Source organism: Porphyrobacter sp. MBR-49 (assembly GCF_053628655.1).
Genome location: NZ_JBRJGU010000012.1, coordinates 43,073 through 63,145, shown reverse-complemented (window position 1 = coordinate 63,145; position 20,073 = coordinate 43,073). Strand labels below are relative to the sequence as shown.

The following is a 20,073-nucleotide window of genomic DNA, read 5'->3' as shown; positions in this document are numbered from 1 at the left end:
CCGCCATTCGTATCTGGGCGGCATCAGCCCGCTCGCATTCGAAGCCAGGGTGGCATAGTGAGATCGGTGACCGGCGCAAAACCGTTACAAGTCCAATCCCAAGCGTGAACTCGCCGGGTTCCAAGGCTTCCTCCAGGCCGACGCTTACTCCGGGTTCAACGCGCTTTACGCTGGCAACAGCATATCGGAAGTTGCCTGCTGGGCGCACTTTCGACGCGAGCTGTTCGAGCGCCACAAGCAGCAGCCTACCGCGCTCACCACTGACCTGCTCGGCCGTATCGGCCAGCTTTACACCATCGAAGCCGAGATCAGGGGCCAGCCCGCCGAGATCCGACGAAGTATCCGTCAGGAGCGGTCGCAGCCGCTGGTAACGGCGCTGCGCGCCGCGCTCGATGATGCCCTGCGCAAACTTGCGCCAAAGTCGCTCACCGCGAAGGCTATCCGCTATGGCACCAAACGATGGAAGGCGTTCACCCGCTTCCTCGATGACGGTCGGCTCGAGATCGACAACAACATCGCGGAAAGAGCCATCCGCCCCATCGCCATCGGTCGAAAGAACTGGCTGTTCGCCGGTTCCCAAGCCGGTGGTGAACGCGCCGCCGCGATCTACTCGGTTATCGAGACCGCCAAGATGAACGGTCTCGAGCCGCAGGCCTATATCGCCGATGTCATCGCCCGGATCGCAGCAGACTGGCCCGCATCGCGATGGGACGAACTCATGCCGTGGAACTGGCAGCCGACTGCAGAAAACAACCTCGCAAAGGCAGCCTGACCGCGGCCTTCAGCACACGCTTACGCAACGTCGCACCCGAGGCGAAGATCACTTCATACTGCCATGTTGGCCTGAGGCCTGAGGGAAGCGGCGCTCCCTTCGCCACGACGAAAGCGTCCGCAAAGAGCCATGCTGCAAGGGACAGTGCTCCCCACGCAAAGAGCGCCGCCAAACCCATTCCCACAATTGCAGCCAGAATGGACACCCTCTGCCATACTCTGGCAGCCTCCCGGTGAGTGGCAGCCCTGTCGTTCCAAAGCTTCACTGGCGCCTCAATACGAAGCTTTTCAGTGAATTGCTCGTGTGTTTCTTGGAATCGCTGATCCCACTCAGAGCGAATTTCCGAGATCGACGCCTCCGTGGCTGAACGCCATTCCTCAACGTCGGCCTTCTGACGTTCGCTTTCGTCGACAAGCTCTTGGAGGCGCGTTCTGTGCATTTCCTCCTTATCGGCTAGCTCTTGCCGATGCTTTGCAACGTCCTCCGATAGCGAGGCAACCATGTTCCTGGCAGCGCTCCGGGCCGTAGAGATGCTCTTAGATGAAAGCCCCGACAGACGCTGTTGCAGGTCGATGACCCCCGCGACCTGCACCTTCGACATCTGCTGAATGACCTGTTCGGAGTCATTTGCCATATGGAATCTAAGGGCCCCCGAAGCCTGCAGTGCTCCGGATTCCACTGCGATATCGGCAATCATTTTGCCGATCTTCGAGTCCACCGTGAACGCTTTGGGAAGGTTGGCATTCGAATGAATGACCTGCGGGATCTGATCAATCCGCTCGGGATGCCTCGTAAGATAATCGCCAACCGATGTCTCTAGATTGCTCCATGGCTGGCGAAGAGCGCTGAACTCGTTGCGATTCGACTGACGGTTATCGGCAGCGTTCTTCTTGATGTCGTCCGCAACGCTCACTTCAATTCAACCCCTTTCAAAGTCTCACCATCAGGCCAACCGTTCAACGATGACATCATCGCCAACATCGTAGCGATAGAGGTGCAGCCTCCTCGTCGCGATGAGCCGGATCGCTTGCTCGACTGCCTCTGGTGACACGATGAACCATTCACGGGGATCAACCGATTTGCCAAACCGGTCAGGCAATCGGACGTTCAGGCACGCACCTGAGAAGAACCGGTGCAGCAAACCTTCGATCTTCTTCGGTGGGACGCCCTTCGTCTCGTATTCCGCAACGACCCCGGCCGGCGCCATAAGGAACGTCGGATCGTTTGCAGCCCCGGCGATCCGCTCGTTTGCCGTTCCGACCGTGGATCCGATTTTGAGCATGTGGTGTTTCAAATCTGCAAGCACCGGATCCTGAGAAAGGGTGCGAGCGACGTATATGCACCCGGTGACCTTGGCTTCCTGACCGCTGAACAAAGGTCCCGCTTGCGGTGCTAGGACGCGCCTGCTGTTGTCCGCGCGGTAGAGTGCCTTGCCGAATGATCGCAGAAGATGGCCGCTCTCAGTGCCATTGTCATAGATGATCCGCAGGCGCGCATCCTTTTGGTCGCCCTTTGTCCGTGTCATCCATGGCCCAACGTCCGCGATGTAGGCGAGCTGGCCTTCTAAGATGAAAATATCGCCTACAGCGATTTGATAGGTGGAGCTTGTCGGCACTGTCGAACGGGCGCCTGCTGCGATGTCAGCAATCGCCTCGTCGAATATCGGAGCGAACTTCTCGAACTCCGCGCACGGAACGCGCTCGGCGATGATGTCGGCCTCGGCCTTCGGCTTGGGTGTTGGGGTAGCATTGAATTCGAAGATATGGTCGTCTGGCGTGATCAAAAGATCATCGCCACTGGCAATCAGATCATCGAGGCTTGCGGGAACTTCATTACGTGTTTCGGCTGCGTGCTGGAGCAGGCCATACTGGTCAAAATCCTGCATGGCAGCGACCTTGCTGGGATCCTTCTGGAATGCTGTCAGCCGAACGCCGAGGCGCATTTCTTCAGGGGATCGTGACGATGGGTCGGGAGCTCTGCCGGTCTTCTCACGGAAGGCCACGATTTCGAGAAACAACCGGGACTGGTCATCTGCCCGGTTCGGAGCCTTGCGGAGCTCAGGCACAAACAGATCATCCTTGTCAGTGATGAGCTGATCCAGCAGTTCATAAAAGGCGCTCGATGACCGAGACATCAGGCCGCCTGATCCTTTTCCTTCTGCCTCCGAATGGCCGCAGCTCTGATCCATGCCAGGGCTTCAGCCATACGTTTCTCAATCGGATCTGCAGCATTGATGTTCGGCTCTCGCCCATGCTGTTCCTTGAATGTGCGAATACGCGGAACCTGCGCCAGCGCTTCTGCCTCGCTGATCTCGATTCTGGTCTCGGCAATAGACTGGTGGATACGCCGCAGGACCGATTCCCCGAGTGCTTTCGAGAGGATCTCGTAGGATTGCTGGAAGGGGTTAACCTGATCGATCAGGTCGATGTTCAGATCAGGGATCGAGACGAACTTCGAAGTCAGCTTGAGCAATTGCGCATGAGCTTTCTGTCCTTCAGTAGCCCCCTCCTCTTCGGACGGCGGCAATCCTGAGGCACGGCTAGATTGAGTCAGCTTGGAGAGCACCGCGCGCCTTGCAACAACGTTCTGCCGGATGGCTTCAAGGTCTTCCTCGTTTTCAGCAATATCAGGATACCGCCGGGCAATGATGTCCGGGATAAGGTGCTGGTTGATTGTCTCTGCCGGAAACTCATCGGGGATCAGGCTAGCGCGAAGAACCTGCGAGTCCTGCAGCACGGCTGCCATCAGGTCCGTCATATCCATCTGTATGATTTCCTGCGCCCTCTTGCTGGTCGGCTCCTTAAGGCCACTCACCTCGACGACTGGTTCTGGATCATGGAGATCAATTTTCACCGAAGGCCGAGCAGTTCCATCGAACCGATCATCGGTAGGCCGCGTGCGGAAGTTGAAGTTTGGGGCCAGAACCTGCTCCATTAACAGCGAGCAGGCGATGGCCTTGAGCATGTCGTTGACGGCCGTGCGCACAACTTCGTCTTCGGTATCGGGCTCGGCGATCAGATTGGTGAACTGGGCATGGGCCTTTCCGGGCGCATCGCGAGTAACCCGCCCGATGATCTGCACCACCTCTGTGAGAGACCCGCGATAGCCGATCGTCAGCGCATGTTCGCACCAGATCCAGTCAAAGCCCTCCTTCGCCATGCCAAGCGCAATGACGATGTCGAGGTCATCCTTTTCCCTCACTCCACGAAGCCCATTCAGCACCTGCTGCTGAGTATCAGGTGTTACCAAGTCCGCGATCTTGAGGACCTGGCCCTCAGGCGTCCGCAGATGCTGGAACCCCGTCACCTCATCGACTTCGAAAACATCGCCCAGCACATCGAGGATGCTGTTCATTTCCTTGATCTTATCACCAAGGGCAGCCTGCGAATTGACGCTGGGAATGTGAATGATGGTCTTCTTGTTGGGATCGAGAACCTCTCCGATCGCGGTCAGGTAGCTGCGATGGTAGAAGTTGTAGCCGATCCCTAGCGTCTTGAGATGTTCGTATCCGGATAGCTGCTGGTAGTAGGTGTAGGTGACCCGGGCGAACTTCTCTTCATCTTCCGGCCGCAGGACTGGAACCTGATCACCGCGAAAATAAGACCCGGTCATGGCGATCAGATGTGCCGTGCCTTCGGCAATGATTGCGCGGATTAATTCGCCAAGCTTGTTGTCGGCATCGGCCGAAACGTGGTGGAATTCGTCGACCGCGAGGACGCAGTCTTTGAATGCGTCGATGCCAGAACCTTCGTTGACGATCCGATCGAATGCATGACGCAGCGTTGAATGAGTGCAGACGATGATCTCGTCATCGCTCTCCATGAACCGGATGAAGGCGTTGATCTTTCCCCCTTCGCCGCCCAGCATATCGCAGAGGTTATTCTGAGGCTGGACGGTCCAGTCCGCGAAGAAGCCATGCTCCGTGAGCAGCGTAGAGCGGAAGGAGTTACCGATCGACTTCTCGGGCACCGCCACGATGACCTTGCGAAGGCCTTGGTTGATGAGCTTGTCGAGCCCGATGAACATGAGGGCCCGGCTCTTGCCTGAAGCCGGAGGGGACTTGAGCAGCAGATACTGGGCATTGCGTGCATCGAACGCAGTCGACTGCATCTCGCGCATCCCCATCGTATCAATGGATTTGCTGGCCCCGGTGGCGCCGTATTCGACCTTAATGAAGTCTGGCATCGTTTCCTCCCGATCAGGCAGCCTTGGCCGCAGTTTTGGTCATCCGGGCGTAGAGTTTGAACAGGTGTTCCAGGCGCTCGGCATCGTCCTTGAAGGGGCGGCCGATGTAGATCGTCTCGAGGTAATCATCGAGTTCATGGTGAGCCTGAAGCAAATCAGAGGGCATGGTCTCGGGGTTGTAAAGCCACGCCAAATTCCGGCCGTCAGTAAAGTATGGTTCCCTTGCTCCAAGGACACTCAGTGCGCGCCCCTCAAGGCAAGATAATTGCTCTTGGGATAGATCTGGAACAGGGAATGTATTATAAACCAGAGTGTTAGAGTATCTAAAATCTGATTTCAGTCGCCCTCCAACGACACCCGTCCAAGCACTATGCATTCTTGAGCTAATGATCGAGAAAAGCCAAGTCGGCGCCTTCAAAACAGCAAACGCTGAGTCTGGAACAATATGCCGATCAGTGGCAAAACCCGATGGAATGTAAAGACGTCTCTCAGAGGAGACTCTCGGAATTACGAGAGCTTCTTGTGGAGGGCTCGACGTTAAGGGAAAAAGATGAGGTGAATTGGCGAATTGATTGGTTCCTTGACGCGGACTACTCGCTCTAAAGATCCTGACACGCTCTAGCCTCTCGCATATCGGAGGTATCAATTGAACCTCCTCGATATCTTTATTTGTTATCCACAGGCAATAACGAACGTCTCCCTGAATAAGTTCTTTTGAACCTAAAATTTGTCGAAAATATTTCTCGCTCTGAGGGTATTTATCAAATAGTTCAGCTCTCTGTTCCTCAGAGAAAATCATGTTTCCTCCGTCTAGAAACTGATTGCCAAAGCTCATTTGGGGAAGGGATGTCGAGGATGATCTTGGAAAAACGATAACTGTTGGCGCATTAGCAAGGTATGGATTTATGCTATCCGCCGGAAATGACCGATCTTCATAAAAAATTTTCGCTGGCCGGCTGCCCTGCGCCCCAATTCCGACAATCACACAGATTACAGCAGCATTGTTCGTTGCATTATTCTTCCACTTAAATGATGTATAGGCAAATATAATTTCCTGGCCAAATGAATATATAATTGGCCATAGAATGCATACTTGCTCTCCCTGGCAAATCGAATTGGTGGCCACGAAGGCAGCTTGCCCGCCGGAAATCTGGTTGTATTGAGCTGCCTTTGCATACCATGCAGCCACATAATCCAGCTTTTTAAATGACTTTGTATGGTTCCGGAAAACTATGGATACGTCTTCTTTCTGTTCGTCGTCTTGGAGATTGCTTCCAAGATAAGGTGGATTACCAACTATAAAGACCTCAGAATCCGACCGCGGAGGGCAGACGTCAGCCCAATCTTTTCTCAATGCATTCCCGACGACGATGTGACCAGCATCTGTCAGGGGCAGAGCTGGGGTAGGAGCCGAGCATATCTCGTCCAGCTTCTTGTTCATCTGATACTGGGAGATCCACAGCGATAGCTTGGCGGTTTCGCAGGCGAAATCGACAGGGTCGATGCCGTAGAAGTTGCTGATCTTGATGCCGGTCTGGAAGTCAGCGAGCGCCAACTGCCCCTTGCGCTTCACGTCGCGGATTCGTCTGAACGCTTCAGTCTCAATGATGCGCAGCTCACGATATGCGATGATCAGGAAGTTGCCGGAACCGCAAGCTGGATCGAAAACACGGATGCGGGAGATCCGGTCGATCAGCTTCTCCAGCGCCTTCACATTATCGCCAGCCGAGGTAAGCTGTTCCCTCAGAGAATTGAGGAACAGCGGATCAAGCACCTTCATAATGTTCGGCACAGATGTGTAATGCATGCCGAAGTCGGCCCGCATGTCAGTCTGGACGATTGCCTGGATCATCGATCCGAAGATGTCTGCGTGGATCTGATCCCAGTGAAGCCCAGCAGCCTCAAGCAGCAGACGTCGGGCCCGCCGATTGAAGTTCGGCACCTCGGTATGATCGCGGAACAGACCGCCGTTCACATACGGGAAGTCAGCCGCAATACGCTGTGATCGGACGCCTTTTGCCCGCCTAGTGACCTTGTCGGCGATGTCCAGCGCGAGGAAGATGTCTTCGATGACTCGCTTCGTGTCGGATCCACCGACATCGACAGCCTCCCGGCGTAAAGTCTCGAGGAACAGCTTGTCAGGGAAAATGCCGGTGTCTTCTGCAAACATGCAGAACAGCAGCCGGGTCATGAAGAGGTTGAGATCGTGGACGCGATCATCGCCCCAATCAGGGTTGGCGTCCCGGATGGCATCATGGAATTTCGCCATGTGCCGAGCCGCGCGGACATCAGCGACGGTTTCCGGCGCCGGCTGATACCGCTCGACACCGAACATCGGAAGCAGGAAGTCATAGTTTACAGGCAAGTCGGCAAGACGGTCGAATGCCGGTGTTTCGCCCGTCTTAAGATCGACTGACAGGAACTCATCGCCATCTGTGCTCATCAAGAACCGGGGGACGCTTTTTGCTACCTTCCCGTTCTTCCCGATGAGTGAGGCCTTGAGGGTCTCGATCGTCGATTGAACCTGGCCACGATCGGCTGCTCGATAAATGAGCTTCTTTGGCCATACCAAGTCGGCGGCCATGAGCCCCGGAGAATGCTTCATCCTGAGCTTAGCGATCTCGTTTCTGGATGCGGAGTAGGCTTCCATTAGCCGGAAGGGGAAGTCGTGCAACGTGCAGGTGCGGTCCGCTACATCACCGACGAGCGTCTCCAAACTTTCCTCGATTTCAATCGTGTTTAGCATGCAGTCCCCATGATTCAGGCACTTATAGGATGTTCTACAGATTGCTCCAAGTTCCTCCTCCACAATGGTCATTGCCCCAGAGTCCAGAGGTCAGGTGTGCCGAACGCATTGACCAGAGGCGGCGTCTCGCCTTAGAAGTGTGAGTGTAAGCATCGGCATAATCGGATAAAATCGGTTAGGCTTCGAGCAAGGGAGCGAGATCGTATGGACAATGACTTCGAGCAGCAGCCGTTTGGGGATCCTGAATTTGCGGAGAACCCAGAGCAGCGTTGCCCTGTGGTCCTTCTCCTTGACGTATCGGGCTCGATGTCCGGCAGGCCAATCGAAGAGCTCAACAACGGTCTCGCGCAGTTCCGCGATGAACTCAGCCAAGATTCCCTGGCATCGAAACGGGTCGAGATCGCGGTTGTTACCTTCGGTCCAGTCGAGGTGCAGCAAGACTTCACGACGATTGATGGCTTTTATCCTGAGACTCTGAGACCGTCTGGTGCGACCCCTATGGGCGAGGCGATAGAGCGGGGCATTCAACTGCTCCGTGAGCGAAAGGACCGCTACCGCGCAAACTCCATCAAGTATTACCGGCCGTGGGTGTTCTTGATCACTGATGGAGCACCAACTGACAGCTGGAAGAATGCTGCAAGGCTCGTCCATGAAGGCGAGGAGCGTAACGAATTTATGTTCTACGCTGTTGGCGTTCAAGGTGCCGACATCGGCGTGCTTGGTCAGATCGCGACGAGGCAGCCCTTGATGCTCAGGGGCCTTGCATTTAGTGAACTATTCGCTTGGCTCTCAAGCTCGCTAAGCTCGGTCTCCCAGTCGACACCTAGCGATAAAGTGGCGCTGGTAAACCCTATGGCACCAGATGGATGGGCTGTTGCAGGCTAGTCTGTCATGGCTTGGCGGTGGGCCGCAGCCTCTGAGATAGGCAGTTCACATTTGCGGCTCGGGACCAGGAAACAGGATGCAATGTCCTGTTTTTTGACCGGCTCCGGGGCTCTATGTGCGATTGTGTGTGATGGTGCAGGTTCTGCCCCGTTCGGGGGAGAGGGTGCATCGGTCCTTGTCCGGACATTGAGTGAGTCGCTCCGTGCGCATTTCCGCGTTGGTCGAGTGCTTCCAGAAGATGATGACGTCTGGTCTTGGGTAGATTCAGCACGTGATCGGCTTGCAATGGCGGCCGAACAACGAGAAACGACCCGGCGTGCCTTTGCCTCAACGTTGGTGATGCTCGTGGCTACCGGAAACAAGATCCTGACGGCGCATATTGGCGACGGAGCGATAGTTGCTCGCACGGGGGCTGCGTGGGAAACAATTTCTCCGCCCGAGAACGGCGAGTTTGCTTCGACAACCTATTTCGCCACCGATGATCCGATGCCCCGTCTTCGTCTGGAAAGGCACGAAGGGGAGTGGACGGGCTTCGCTGTCTTCAGCGACGGGATTGAGAACCTAGTTCTCGATCATCGCAATGATGCACCTCATGAGCCGTTCTTCAACACCATGATCGCTCCGGTCGATGCCCTGAATGAGCCGGGCAAGGATGCCAAACTGTCGTCTGCGCTCGCCGCCTTTTTGCGCGGTCCGAAGGTCTGCGATAAAACGGACGATGACAAGACATTGCTGCTTCTGTCGTCACGATGAAGCTGCCTGAACTTTACGTCGGCGGTAAGCGATTGCCGGTAGCGAAGCAGATCGCGAAGGGTGGCGAGGGAACCGTCTATCTGCTGGATGGCCCCTATCGCAAAGCCGTAAAGGTCTATTTCGAAGATAAGCGCGCTGACCGCGAAGCCAAAGTCTCAGCCATGGTCAAGAATGGCCTCGCTCAGTCATCCAGCCTTGTTGCCTATCCGGATAGCTTGGTCAGCCTGCGATCTGGCGAGTTTGCCGGCTTCACGATGAGGCTGGTGGAGGGCTTTCACGAGCTGCATCAACTCTATGGCCCGAAAGACCGTAAGACGCATTTCCCCAAGGCTGACTTCCGTTTCCTTGTGCGGGCGGCTGCAAATACGGCTCGAGCTGTTGCACAGGTGCATAGTTCGCCTTGCGTGATCGGCGATCTGAATGAGTCAGGCATTCTGGTCTCCTCAGAGGCGATGGTTGCCCTGATCGACGCGGACAGCTTTCAGTTCGAAATCGGCGGCAAGCTTTACCCGTGCCTTGTCGGCAAGCCAGATTTCACCGCACCTGAGTTGCATGGACGATCACTGCAAGGGGTTCCCCGCACCAAGGAGCATGATAACTTCGCTCTGGCGGTCTCGATTTTCCGTCTGCTTTTCATGGGGCGGCACCCTTACGCGGGACAGCTGAAGGGCAGCGATCTTTCCCTTGATCAAATGATCGCTGCGAACCTGTTCGCCTACAGCAGGAATCGAAAAACAGGCGTTTCACCGCCCGGCATTCTCCCGTCGCTCGATGATTTTCCCGCCGACATATCCAACGGGTTTGAGCGGGCGTTTGGGCTCAATCCCGCTGATAGGCCTTCAGCATCTGAATGGGTGTCGATGCTGCAGGGACTGGAGCGTCAGTTCAGCCGGTGCAGCACCGATGGAATGCACTTCTACCCCTCAACGGCGAAGAAGTGCCCATGGTGCCGGATGGAAGCCGCTACCGGCGCCATGCTTTTCATCTCGACTGTCGCTACCGTGGGCAAGGCGACCGTTAACCTCGTAAATTTCAACGTCGATAAGGCATGGGCGGCGATCAAAGCTGTGGTGCTGCCTGATCCCAACACCGCGTCCCCACCCGTCCCAACGTTCAATCTCGATCCCAGCGAGGATGCAAAGAAGGCGAAGTCCGGCAAGATAGGCTACAAGCTATTGTCTGGCGCTGCGGCATCTGGCGGCGTTGCTGGTTTTGCCTATTTCCCTGACGCCTTCATCGTATGGCTGATCGCTTTCGGCGTTGCCTGGAGTCAATTCGATAAGGGCGGCCCTGACAAGGCCGAGTGGCGTCGGATCTATAGCCAGACAGAGAGCGAATGGGATCGAGCGCTTTCGGAATGGCGAAAGTCGACAGGCCTGACTGGCTTGATCGATCTGCACCTCGAGCTTGAAGATGCAGTTGAGGAATACAAAGGCCTCAGTGCCAAGAAGGCAAAGGCTCAGACCAAGCTTCAGAATGACCGGCGCAACCGTCAACTTACCGAGTATCTTGATCGTTTCCTGATCAGGCGCGCTAGCATCTCCGGTATTGGTCAGGCCAAGAAGGCGGTGCTTGTCTCCTACGGCATCGAGTCTGCGGCCGACGTCAAGCAGAACGCCATCTTGAATATACCTGGCTTTGGGCCAGCGACCGCCGACAAGCTCATGAAGTGGAGAGCTGGGCTCGAACGGCGGTTTCAATACAATCCCAACCCGACGCCGTCTGACGCTGCTGCACAAGCGAAGCTCGATGCTGATTTCGCCAATCGGGCATCTGCACTGGCAAAGAAGATTGACGGGGGGCAGGCTGAACTCCAGCAGTCAGCAGCTGGGATGCGCTCAAGACTGCAGCAAGCGAACCCAAGGTTGACCGCACTCGCCGAACAAAGGGCGCAGCTCGAAGCCGACCTTGCATTTCTGGGGATTCCTAAACCTTCGAGACCTGCACGTGCGGCAATCCCAGTTCCGAGCACCGCACGGCCGAAGCCAATTCGACAAACTGTCCTGTCCCCCTCTCCTTCCCCTTCGCCACCACCTCCACCAGCGACTGCCAGTGGAGGGGTGTCCTGCCCAAGATGTGGATCGAGAATGGTCAGGCGTGTTGCAAGGCGCGGTCGCAATGCCGGCAACTCGTTCTGGGGTTGCTCCCGTTATCCAAGCTGTAAGGGGACCCGCTCGTGACCTGTGTGAACTATCAGGCTGACAGGCAAGAGGAGCATTGTCGGTGAACACCCATGCTGATCCCCTTCCAACCGCACCTTCGACGATCTCGTTTTCGATGCAGGGCTTTCAGGACGATGCTGTGGCCACGGCAATGGCCAACGCTGTAGCGAGCTACATCCGGTCTATCAGCAGATACATCAATCTGGAGCGCCTCGACGGTGTTACCGTCGCGCACGATTACGATGATGCTCTCCTCGGCCTTGACCGCGGAGTTGAAGGGCTTCGACCGCTTACCCGTTCAAATGACGATCAGCTTGTCGGGGTCGCGATGGCTCCCGCAGTCCTGCGGGATGGTGCCGTGAAGGTCCACATGGTCTTCAATGCGCATTACCTGCACGGGTTAGAAGAAACTGAGGACGGTGAGGAAGGTGTTGGATTTTCCGACACCCTTTACCTCCTCGCTCATGAATGCGCGCACGTGGAGGTCACGACAGAAAAGGACCGCGCGTTTCCCGGACGAATTCTGCAAGCCAATTACTCGGATTACGTTGAGGCCTTTTTTGCTCCGATCGTCGAAGCCTGCTGGGAGGAATATGCAGCTTGCCGACTGAGCGCGATGTTTGGCGCACAGCAGCTTGAACGTTACGAGGAGGGATTGATTGGAGTTTTAGGGGTGTCCGCCACTAAGTCGGAAACGGCGCGGACCTCCTTCTGGCAGCATAACGATTTGGACCGAGCTGCGCTAGAAATCGCAGCTCCGCTGTTGGAGCCGATGCGCATTGCTTCATACGCCTATGGACATCTCGATGGGTTGGATGATCAGGCTTGCCTGAGTGACGAGGCGCAAATAGCAATTGACCAAGCTGGCTTTCGGCCTTTCCTAGATGATTTGGTTGCGGCCTTAAGGCGGCTCTGGTCACTCGGACCAGATTGGGATGATGAAGCACAGTTTGATATCGTTGCTGACGTGGCCCGTGACGTTCTTTGGTATGGCGGCTTGCTCGTTTCCCCGACAGACGGGGAAAGTGCCAATATCAATGTTTGGGAGCCAAACTTGCTTGATCCTCACGATCTCGGACTGGAACGCTATTGGTAATGCGAGCCACTCTGGTCTTCGCGCCCGAGAGTGGTGCTGAAGATTAGTGTTCGCCCTACTGGGTGTCCGAAAGGAATTGGACGAGTCCGCTCATTGAACCGGTATCTGCCCGGTAGGTAACCGTCCTGCCAACCTTCGTCGCTGTCACCAGCCCTGCATTTCGGAGCACTGACAAATGCACCGACGTATTCGTCGGCATTGCACCAGCCTCTTCCGCTACCCGGGTTGAAGACAAGCCATTGGGGTGAGCTGCGATAGCAAGATAAATGTCCAGGCGGACTGGTTGAGCAAGAGCACTAAGTTTCGCGACAACATCTGATTTTTCCATATTTGAAAGATAACCCTGACCCTCGCTAAAGGCAAGAAATATTCAATGCCTCAATACCTATTGAATAATTGAAGTAATAAGCTATATACCCCCTGACCATGCTGAATTTCTTGGCATGGACAGAGAGGAGGAAGTGCCATGTGTAGTGTCGGCACTATTAGTAGCGTAGGTGACACCGAGCTATCGAGACGCTCACCTGATTGGAATCTCGACCCTTTAGGATCGAAGACTGGCGGAACCCTAGTAGTCGACCGCGTTGCTCTCATCCGCATTGCTTGCGTGGCGGCCGAGACGGGCGCGCGGATGCAACGTGAAGGCTTGGCCGTCGATCCTCTGGCCTGGATGACTGCGTCGCTTGCGCTGTTCCGCGGTCAGCCTCCAATCGAAGCCTGCATGGATAGAAATGGATGCTGCAAAGCTATTCTGCTGCATGGCCTGGGCCTCGAACTCGATATCGATGGCGACGAACTCGAGGCACTCATCGATGTCGATGGACTTGGAAGGGAGCTGGAGGTTGCCCATGCCTGATCCGCAACCCTCCGACATTCGTCAGCTTCGGCGCATACACCTTGCAGTCGGTGAGACAGGCTTCGGTGATCCTGACGACCCGCTTAATGTCGCAGCTGTCGTCGACGTCGAAACAACCGGTCTCGATCCGGAGAACGACAAAGTCATCGAATTGGCTGTGCGCCGCTTCAAGTATGGGCCCTCTGGGCATATCGTCGAGATTGGCAGATCGTGGTCGTGGCGAGAGGATCCAGGCGTTCCCCTGTCCGAAGACGTTATCAGGCTCACCGGCATCACCGATCAGGATCTTGTTGGCCGTAGGATTGATGACCGCATTGCCATTGACGTATTGTCGTCAGCCTCAGTCATCATCGCTCACAATGCAGCCTTCGACCGGCCCCTGGTTGAGCGTCGCCTGCCCAATCTTCCTCAGTCGCGCTGGGCGTGTTCCTGTTCGGAAATCGATTGGCGCGCGGCCGGATTCGAAGGACGTGCCCTGGGCTGGCTGTGCACGCAACTCGGCTGGTTCTATGACGCTCATCGCGCGGAAGGCGATGTCGATGCTGTGATCACCTTGCTCTCCCACGAGCGCACCGATGGGCGGACCTTTTTGTGGGAGCTTGATGCAAGCTCGTCTGGCGATAGCTGGCTGATCGAGGCTGTGGGGGCCTCTATTTCCACAAAGGATGTCTTGAGAATGCGGGGCTACAGATGGGATCCCGACGCCAAGCTGTGGTGGCGGGAAGTCTTCGATCGTGACTTCCCTGAGGAAGAGGCATGGCTTGCCCACGAAGTCTATGCTCCTGGCAAGCTCGCTAGAACCCTTGGCCCACGCCTCACACGGCTGACCGCATTCGACCGCTACCGCCGACGCAAATAGCTCAATGAGCTGGCGATATGACCCAAAGGCTAATACGGCCACCCTCGATGTCTAGCTTTATATACTTGACAAGGGTGGAGGTGGCACATATCTCACATGTCTACTTTTAAACACGTGCTTAGAAAGGAGCAATCATGGCAAAACGACCAGCAAAAAGAGGCGCAGTCACTAAAGCCGAGGCTTCAAAATTGCCCGACGGCCTGATTAACGAAGCACCAGTTGCCTATCCTGTGGCAGGCACAAGCATCACTGCCCTTCAGATTTACCACAACCCGGACAGGAAGCCGGATGGCGACGGTCCGTGGCACAATGAAGCGGACAAGGTGGCGTGGATCGACGCGGAGACCGGACTTGGCTGCATCATGCTTCGCCAAGAGGACGGGACAATCTCGGGCTATACGGGGGTTGGGCCGGTCCATCCCTTATTCGGCTTCAATGTTGACGCAATTCCGATTGGGATTGCGCGAGTCGTTCACGGAGGGGTGACATATAGCAAGGCCTGTGAGGTTAACCGTTTTGCGAGGGTTGCATGGGGCAAGCCAAGGAAGGAACGATACACCGTATGTCATGTAACCAGGGTCAGGATGGTGCAGGATTACCGCAGTGTCCAGACTACCGAAGATGAATTCCATGAAGATGTCTGGTGGCTTGGGTTCGACACCAACCACCCGGGAGATCTGGTTCCCGACAACACGGTGGATCGCCGCAAGGGCGACGTCTATCGGGATCAGCACTTCGTCTACGAAAACTGCATCAAGCTGGCGCGTAAACTTAAATCGATGATGGAAGCACAGGCGGACCATCCGGAATCTGACCATTTGCGGCGCTTACTTCCGCCACCCGCCAGCACGAAAGGCGGTGCGTGATGATCGGGCGGTTCAACGAATTCGGAGGGGACTCAAGCACGCGCTACGGCAATGGCAGGCACCCTTCCTTGCCATGGGGATACTGGTTGGTTTCCACCGGCGATGTCCCCGGAGAGCCGCCACTGGTAGACGAGGATGGGCGCACCTGGGGCTCAGTCCGTCAGGCGTTCTGGGAAGGGCGTCTTGGTCTGTGTCCGTCTCGCAGTGACCCTACGCTGGAATTCATAGCGAGCTATCTGGCCATAGTGGATGGCCGCTTTGTCGGCGAAGAAGAGCGCGTCAGAGACATTTTCCAGGCCGACGGGCATCTGGCGCGTTTTTTCGACGCCTTCTTAATTGCGGCCGGATTGATTACCAATCACCGCGACCGCTTGACTCACGAAGGCCGGGCAGTTCTGGCGATGCTGATCGCCACCAGAAAGCTCGATGATGCCGAGGACAATGTCGGCATGGACTGGATATTGGCCAACCGGTCGAATGGCGGCCGGGAAGATTGGGCGGATGCAGCAGACAAGGTGAAAAGAGCGGAGCAGGTTGCCGAGCGCATGCTTCACAGGTTTGCGACGGACACAATCGATGGTTTGCCAAGTGTAAAACTGATTGGCCTCCACATCACAAATGAGATCCCAGTGCGGAGCACCTTGTGGACGATGTCATGGCCTGCTGCTGATTCCTATGCCCGCGATCAGTTCTACCTCTGGCTGGTCGAGCGAATCGATCGCTGGGACCACTGGAGCGAAATGGTGTCAAGCGAAGGCGCGCGGGCCCTAAGCGAGCACTTCATGAAGCTTGCTTTCTGTGATCGCGATATCAGCGCCCGAACAACCATGCCGGAGCAAGATTAACGGCACGCTGTGGCTGCGAATCCGCCCCAAGTCGTCCTTCATCGTGCTGTCGCGCAATTCCAACTGGAAGCTGATCCGATGCGCCATATCCGCCTCAGCCATCCGCAGATCCTGTCCTCACTCGTCTTTGTCCGCACAGCCCCAGAGCTCCAGCGTGGCTCACGAATCTCGAGTATCGCGCTGTTCACCGTAACCCGGGTCGGAAAAAGCGAAGCAAGTTTTGAGCTGGTCCATGCGCGTTTCGACCCGATCCAGGATCGGGATGCAATCATCGCCGATATCTGCCGCATCATCCCCGATAATGCCCAGCTGCTGGTTCGCCAGCCATGGACGGAATATCTGCAATGCACCGACAATCTAAGCGCCGGCCTTCCGCTTCTCGATAATGGACGACTTGCGCGGGTGTTACCCGGAACGACACTGCTTCCGCTGTGTTGCAGCGATGACCAGATCACCGCCAGTGGAGAAGCGCTTGGCCTTGATATGCCAGGACCAGAGTCGACGCCGCTTAAATGGCATCGCCGCGCACCGCTCGAAGCTATGGCGTTGTGGTCGATCTATCTCCAGCACTTCTCGACAGCTAGGGAAGTGCGTCAGCTTATGGCAGCCTTTCAGGCTTGGCACATCCTCGATAGAGTGAAGCTGGCCCCGCGGCTGTAGGCCCCCGCGGATGAGGCATAGCCTAGTATTTCTAGCTCCTACCGACGATTTCCGAACTGCGCTGGCAGGAAGACGACCCTCGTAAAGGATCGCACCGATCAATATTCAACCGGCGTAGCTCGCGAAGGCGTAGGAAGCACTTCGTAGCTAGCATCCCCGTTCCCCTCATTTGCAAAAATGAGGGGCTTTCGCTGCAACCTGATATTTGTATGAGTCGCTGTGCGCACTCAAACGCTGAAGTTCACGCTTTGTGCGGCCTGTATAATGCACCTCATCGCGGCGCAGCTTTATGCACCGATGGTGCATCTTTAGTGCAATCGCACAAGGACTTGGCGCGCCCGGCAGGACTCGAACCTGCTACCTCAAGATTAGAAGTCTCGCGCTCTATCCAGATGAGCTACGGGCGCGCGCCGGGAAGCCCAATAGCGCGCTTTGCGGCTCAAGGGAATCGCGCTAACCGGTCTATCGATGGAAAACACCTCTCCTTCCGATCCCGCCGCCGCGTTTGACCGCGATCCTGCCGACGGGATCATCGCCACCAGCCGCGCACCCGGAAGCTTCCGCTATTACGACATCGTCATGGCTGCCTTCGTGGCGATCTTGCTGCTGTCGAACCTGATCGGCGCGGCCAAGCTATCCACCGTGGCGGGATATACCTTTGGCGCGGGCATTCTGTTCTTCCCGGTCAGCTATGTCATCGGCGATGTGCTGACCGAGGTCTATGGCTATGCCAAGGCGCGCCGGGTGATCTGGACCGGGTTCGGCGCGCTTACCTTCATGGCGTTTATGAGCTTTGTCGTGGTCGCCATGCCGCCCGCCGATAGCTGGACGGGGCAGGCCGCCTACGAAGAAGTGTTCGGCAGCACCTGGCGGATCGTGCTTGCTTCGATCACCGCGTTCTGGGCCGGGGAATTCGTCAATTCCTTCGTCATGGCCAAGATGAAGGTGCTGACCAAAGGCCGGATGTTGTGGAGCCGCACCATCGGTTCGACCTTCGTGGGCCAAGGCGTCGACAGCCTGATCTTTTACCCGATCGCGTTCCTCGGCATCTGGACGACGCAGGATGTGCTGACCGTGATCGTCACCAACTGGGCGCTGAAAGTGGCGTGGGAAGCCATGCTGACTCCGGTGACTTATGTATTGGTGAACAAGCTGAAGTCCGCCGAGGGCGTCGACCTGTTCGACCTCGATACCAATTTTTCACCCTTCGCGAGCAGCAGCGCCAAACCGACATAGAGCACCGAGCTGGAATGTGGGAACCCTCTTGCATCACGGGCGGCAACCACAGAAGTCCTGATCCTAACGCACGCGCGGGCCACCGAACGGGAGCGGCGGTGGCGGACGACGCACGCCGCGCGGCAGCTGCGCCTGATAGGCACGGCCGCAATGTTCCACGCAATAGGGGAAACCGGGGTTCACCTGCTGGCCGCAGAAGTGGAAATCAGGTTCGCCGGGATGGCCCATCGGCCAGCGGCAGACCTTTTCCGACAGATCGAGCAGGCTGGTCTTGTCGGCGATTTCCGGGCTCGGCTTGGCTGGCACAAGGCGGCGCGGCGGAGCGGGTGGGATCGGGGGCTGCTGATCACCGGGGCCCTGACGCAGGAAGCCACCGGGGCCGACCGAAACAATCTTGGGCAGATCGGACGCCGGGTTAGGAACTGGCTGGGAGGGGCCTGTGTGGCTGCTCTGTTCGGCCACGTCGCTCCGGGCTGCGACTACCGTGGGGCGGATTGATGCACGTTGGGGCGCGATTGCGGCCGTCCGCTCGCCTGCGTCGGAACGCGGCGCGGCAGCGGGCGTGGGCGCAGCAACCGGCTTCCTTGAGGCCGGGGCCTTCTTCTTGTCGTTGGCCTTCACCGGGGAAGGGCGCGCTTTCAGTCCCAACCGATGCGCCTTGCCGATCACAGCATTGCGGCTGACCCCGCCAAGCTCGGTTGCGATCTCGCTGGCGGTGGCGCCGCCTTCCCACATTTTTCTGAGCGTCTCGATGCGCTCGTCCGTCCAGCTCATATGTATTACCTGTTCCTGTGCTTGCGGCGGATACTTGTCATGAAACCCTGCGCAGCCTAGGCACCTGTGCCATGGCCGAACCAGCTTCATTAAACCCGTTTTCCGCGCCGCTCCCGTGACTGAAAAGAACCTGTCTGACAAGACCGGTGGAAGCGCCCGGTTTTCCCCTCGCGGTGTCCCGGTGATATCCGGGATCAACCGCGTGGGTCTGTTCGCCCTCTATATGAAGGAGGTGCGTCGATTTCTCAAGGTGCAGATGCAGACGATCTGGGCACCCGCCTTTACCACGCTGCTGTTTCTGGCGATCTTTACGGTCGCTTTGGGTCGCGAAGGACGCGAAGTGCTCGGCGTGCCGTTTGCGAGTTTCGTCGCGCCCGGGCTGATTGTGATGGCGATGATGCAGAATTCCTTCGCCAATTCCAGCTTTTCACTGCTGGCGGGCAAGATGCAGGGGACGATCATCGACCTGTTGATGCCGCCGCTTTCGCCGGGCGAGTTGATGAGCGGGATTATCGCCGCCGCAATCACCCGCGCGATTGCGGTGGGCTTTACCGTTGCCTTGGCGATGGCGCTGTGGCCGGGCGTATCGCTCGGTATGGCGCACCCCTGGGCGGTCGTGTGGTTCGGGTTGATGGGGTCGCTGTTGCTGGCGACGCTGGGGCTGGCAACCTCGATCTGGGCTGAAAAGTTCGATCACAACGCCGCGATCACCAATTTCATCATCGCCCCGCTATCGCTGCTGTCGGGCACGTTTTACGTGATCGACAACCTTGATCCCGCGTTCCAGTGGGTGAGCCGGATGAACCCGTTTTTCTATGTGATTTCGGGCTTCCGCTATGGCTTTCTGGGGGCCACCGACATGGGGTCAAGCACGACTGTAATCGCGGCTGCAGGGGGCCTGGCGGTGGTCAACGCAGCGCTGGCGGCGGGTACCTATGCACTGCTGCGTTCAGGCTGGAAACTGAAAAGCTGAACTTCCTAATGGGTCAGGGCTCTGCGCATTTTGTAGCGCCCGTCCTTGAAGCTGTCGAACAGTTGGCGCACCGTGGGATGATCGACCGGCCCGCCATCGGCATCCGCCACCAGATTGCCCTGACTGACATAGGCAACGTAGGAGGAATCCTCGTTTTCGGCGAGCAGGTGATAAAACGGCTGATCGCGGCGCGGGCGGATATCCTCGGGGATCGACTGATACCATTCTTCGCTATTGGCAAAGACCGGATCGATATCGAACACCACGCCGCGAAAGGCGAACAGGCGGTGGCGCACCACGTCTCCGATGCCGAAGCGGGCGCGGGTCTGCCGCGGGGCAACAATGGTGCGCCCGGCCTGACTTGAGAAGAACTCTGCGCGTTCCATAGGCGGAATATGGACTTTC

The 20,073-nt window shown here is 57.0% G+C and carries 18 protein-coding genes, 1 tRNA gene and 1 pseudogene; 11 read left to right on the top strand and 9 right to left on the bottom strand.

Translation table 11 applies throughout. The features are described 5' to 3' along the window. Window positions 1-79: 79 nt before the first annotated feature. Window positions 80-772, top strand: a pseudogene (gene tnpC, locus ACSSV3_RS14345) (IS66 family transposase); the annotation flags it as partial. Here the strand turns inward: tnpC and ACSSV3_RS14340 are convergent. The 4 genes from ACSSV3_RS14340 to ACSSV3_RS14325 are packed head-to-tail and all read right to left on the bottom strand — an operon-like array spanning window position 717 to window position 7,775. Then, window positions 717-1,685 (bottom strand): DUF6161 domain-containing protein, encoded by a 969-nt coding sequence (locus ACSSV3_RS14340; RefSeq protein WP_354326947.1) that lies wholly within the window; start codon window positions 1,683-1,685, stop codon window positions 717-719. The pseudogene tnpC and the gene ACSSV3_RS14340 overlap by 56 nt on opposite strands. Before the next feature lie 30 nt (window positions 1,686-1,715). Next, window positions 1,716-2,906 (bottom strand): GIY-YIG nuclease family protein, encoded by a 1,191-nt coding sequence (locus tag ACSSV3_RS14335; protein ID WP_354326948.1) that lies wholly within the window; start codon window positions 2,904-2,906, stop codon window positions 1,716-1,718. Beyond that, entirely contained in the window at window positions 2,906-4,957 is a 2,052-nt protein-coding gene (locus tag ACSSV3_RS14330; RefSeq protein ID WP_354326949.1) for a DEAD/DEAH box helicase family protein, read from the bottom strand. Before ACSSV3_RS14330 ends, ACSSV3_RS14335 begins: the two co-directional genes overlap by 1 nt. 13 nt (window positions 4,958-4,970) lie before the next feature. Next, window positions 4,971-7,775, bottom strand: coding sequence for a class I SAM-dependent DNA methyltransferase (locus ACSSV3_RS14325; protein WP_354326950.1), 2,805 nt, complete (start codon window positions 7,773-7,775; stop codon window positions 4,971-4,973). A 132-nt stretch (window positions 7,776-7,907) separates the two neighbouring features. Between ACSSV3_RS14325 and ACSSV3_RS14320 the strand changes: the two genes are divergently transcribed. Genes ACSSV3_RS14320 through ACSSV3_RS14305 form a run of 4 tightly spaced genes read left to right on the top strand, consistent with a single transcriptional unit; the run spans window position 7,908 to window position 12,599 of the window. Beyond that, window positions 7,908-8,588: a vWA domain-containing protein gene (locus ACSSV3_RS14320; protein WP_354326952.1), complete on the top strand. Its 681-nt coding sequence runs from the start codon at window positions 7,908-7,910 to the stop codon at window positions 8,586-8,588. Between the two features lie 6 nt (window positions 8,589-8,594). Next, window positions 8,595-9,341 (top strand): PP2C family serine/threonine-protein phosphatase, encoded by a 747-nt coding sequence (locus ACSSV3_RS14315; RefSeq protein ID WP_354326954.1) that lies wholly within the window; start codon window positions 8,595-8,597, stop codon window positions 9,339-9,341. Then, complete coding sequence (locus ACSSV3_RS14310; protein WP_354326956.1) at window positions 9,338-11,521, top strand: topoisomerase DNA-binding C4 zinc finger domain-containing protein; 2,184 nt, start codon at window positions 9,338-9,340, stop codon at window positions 11,519-11,521. Before ACSSV3_RS14315 ends, ACSSV3_RS14310 begins: the two co-directional genes overlap by 4 nt. Before the next feature lie 43 nt (window positions 11,522-11,564). Beyond that, entirely contained in the window at window positions 11,565-12,599 is a 1,035-nt protein-coding gene (locus tag ACSSV3_RS14305; protein WP_354326958.1) for a hypothetical protein, read from the top strand. A gap of 55 nt (window positions 12,600-12,654) precedes the next feature. Here the strand turns inward: ACSSV3_RS14305 and ACSSV3_RS14300 are convergent, their stop codons facing one another. Both ACSSV3_RS14300 and ACSSV3_RS14295 read right to left on the bottom strand, forming a co-directional pair. Continuing rightward, window positions 12,655-12,927: an ArsR/SmtB family transcription factor gene (locus tag ACSSV3_RS14300; protein ID WP_354326960.1), complete on the bottom strand. Its 273-nt coding sequence runs from the start codon at window positions 12,925-12,927 to the stop codon at window positions 12,655-12,657. A 240-nt stretch (window positions 12,928-13,167) separates the two neighbouring features. Beyond that, complete coding sequence (locus tag ACSSV3_RS14295) at window positions 13,168-13,449, bottom strand: hypothetical protein (RefSeq protein WP_354326962.1); 282 nt, start codon at window positions 13,447-13,449, stop codon at window positions 13,168-13,170. Between ACSSV3_RS14295 and ACSSV3_RS14290 the strand changes: the two genes are divergently transcribed. The 4 genes from ACSSV3_RS14290 to ACSSV3_RS14275 all read left to right on the top strand — a co-directional run bounded on the left by ACSSV3_RS14290 (window position 13,448) and on the right by ACSSV3_RS14275 (window position 16,685). After that, entirely contained in the window at window positions 13,448-14,314 is an 867-nt protein-coding gene (locus tag ACSSV3_RS14290; RefSeq protein ID WP_354326964.1) for a 3'-5' exonuclease, read from the top strand. The two genes, ACSSV3_RS14295 and ACSSV3_RS14290, sit on opposite strands and share 2 nt — an antisense overlap. A 134-nt stretch (window positions 14,315-14,448) precedes the next feature. Continuing rightward, window positions 14,449-15,180 (top strand): hypothetical protein, encoded by a 732-nt coding sequence (locus ACSSV3_RS14285; protein WP_354326965.1) that lies wholly within the window; start codon window positions 14,449-14,451, stop codon window positions 15,178-15,180. Then, entirely contained in the window at window positions 15,180-16,025 is an 846-nt protein-coding gene (locus ACSSV3_RS14280; protein WP_354326967.1) for a hypothetical protein, read from the top strand. The genes ACSSV3_RS14285 and ACSSV3_RS14280 overlap by 1 nt, the downstream gene beginning before the upstream one ends. A 78-nt stretch (window positions 16,026-16,103) precedes the next feature. Next, window positions 16,104-16,685, top strand: a complete 582-nt coding sequence (locus ACSSV3_RS14275) for a hypothetical protein (protein ID WP_354326969.1) — start codon at window positions 16,104-16,106, stop codon at window positions 16,683-16,685. A 330-nt stretch (window positions 16,686-17,015) separates the two neighbouring features. On the opposite strand, the gene ACSSV3_RS14270 is transcribed toward ACSSV3_RS14275, so the two are convergent. Next, a tRNA-Arg gene (locus tag ACSSV3_RS14270) sits at window positions 17,016-17,092 on the bottom strand. Between the two features lie 61 nt (window positions 17,093-17,153). Here ACSSV3_RS14270 and ACSSV3_RS14265 point away from each other — a divergent pair. Further along, window positions 17,154-17,921, top strand: a complete 768-nt coding sequence (locus tag ACSSV3_RS14265; protein WP_354326970.1) for a queuosine precursor transporter — start codon at window positions 17,154-17,156, stop codon at window positions 17,919-17,921. A gap of 63 nt (window positions 17,922-17,984) precedes the next feature. Here the strand turns inward: ACSSV3_RS14265 and ACSSV3_RS14260 are convergent, their stop codons facing one another. After that, window positions 17,985-18,695 (bottom strand): GcrA family cell cycle regulator, encoded by a 711-nt coding sequence (locus ACSSV3_RS14260; RefSeq protein WP_354326971.1) that lies wholly within the window; start codon window positions 18,693-18,695, stop codon window positions 17,985-17,987. Window positions 18,696-18,810: 115 nt separating this feature from the next. On the opposite strand from ACSSV3_RS14260, the gene ACSSV3_RS14255 reads away from it, so the two are divergent. Continuing rightward, window positions 18,811-19,668, top strand: coding sequence for an ABC transporter permease (locus ACSSV3_RS14255; protein ID WP_354326972.1), 858 nt, complete (start codon window positions 18,811-18,813; stop codon window positions 19,666-19,668). Window positions 19,669-19,673: 5 nt separating this feature from the next. On the opposite strand, the gene hspQ is transcribed toward ACSSV3_RS14255, so the two are convergent. Further along, window positions 19,674-20,054: a heat shock protein HspQ gene (gene hspQ / locus ACSSV3_RS14250; protein ID WP_354326973.1), complete on the bottom strand. Its 381-nt coding sequence runs from the start codon at window positions 20,052-20,054 to the stop codon at window positions 19,674-19,676. Between the last annotated feature and the right edge of the window lie 19 nt (window positions 20,055-20,073).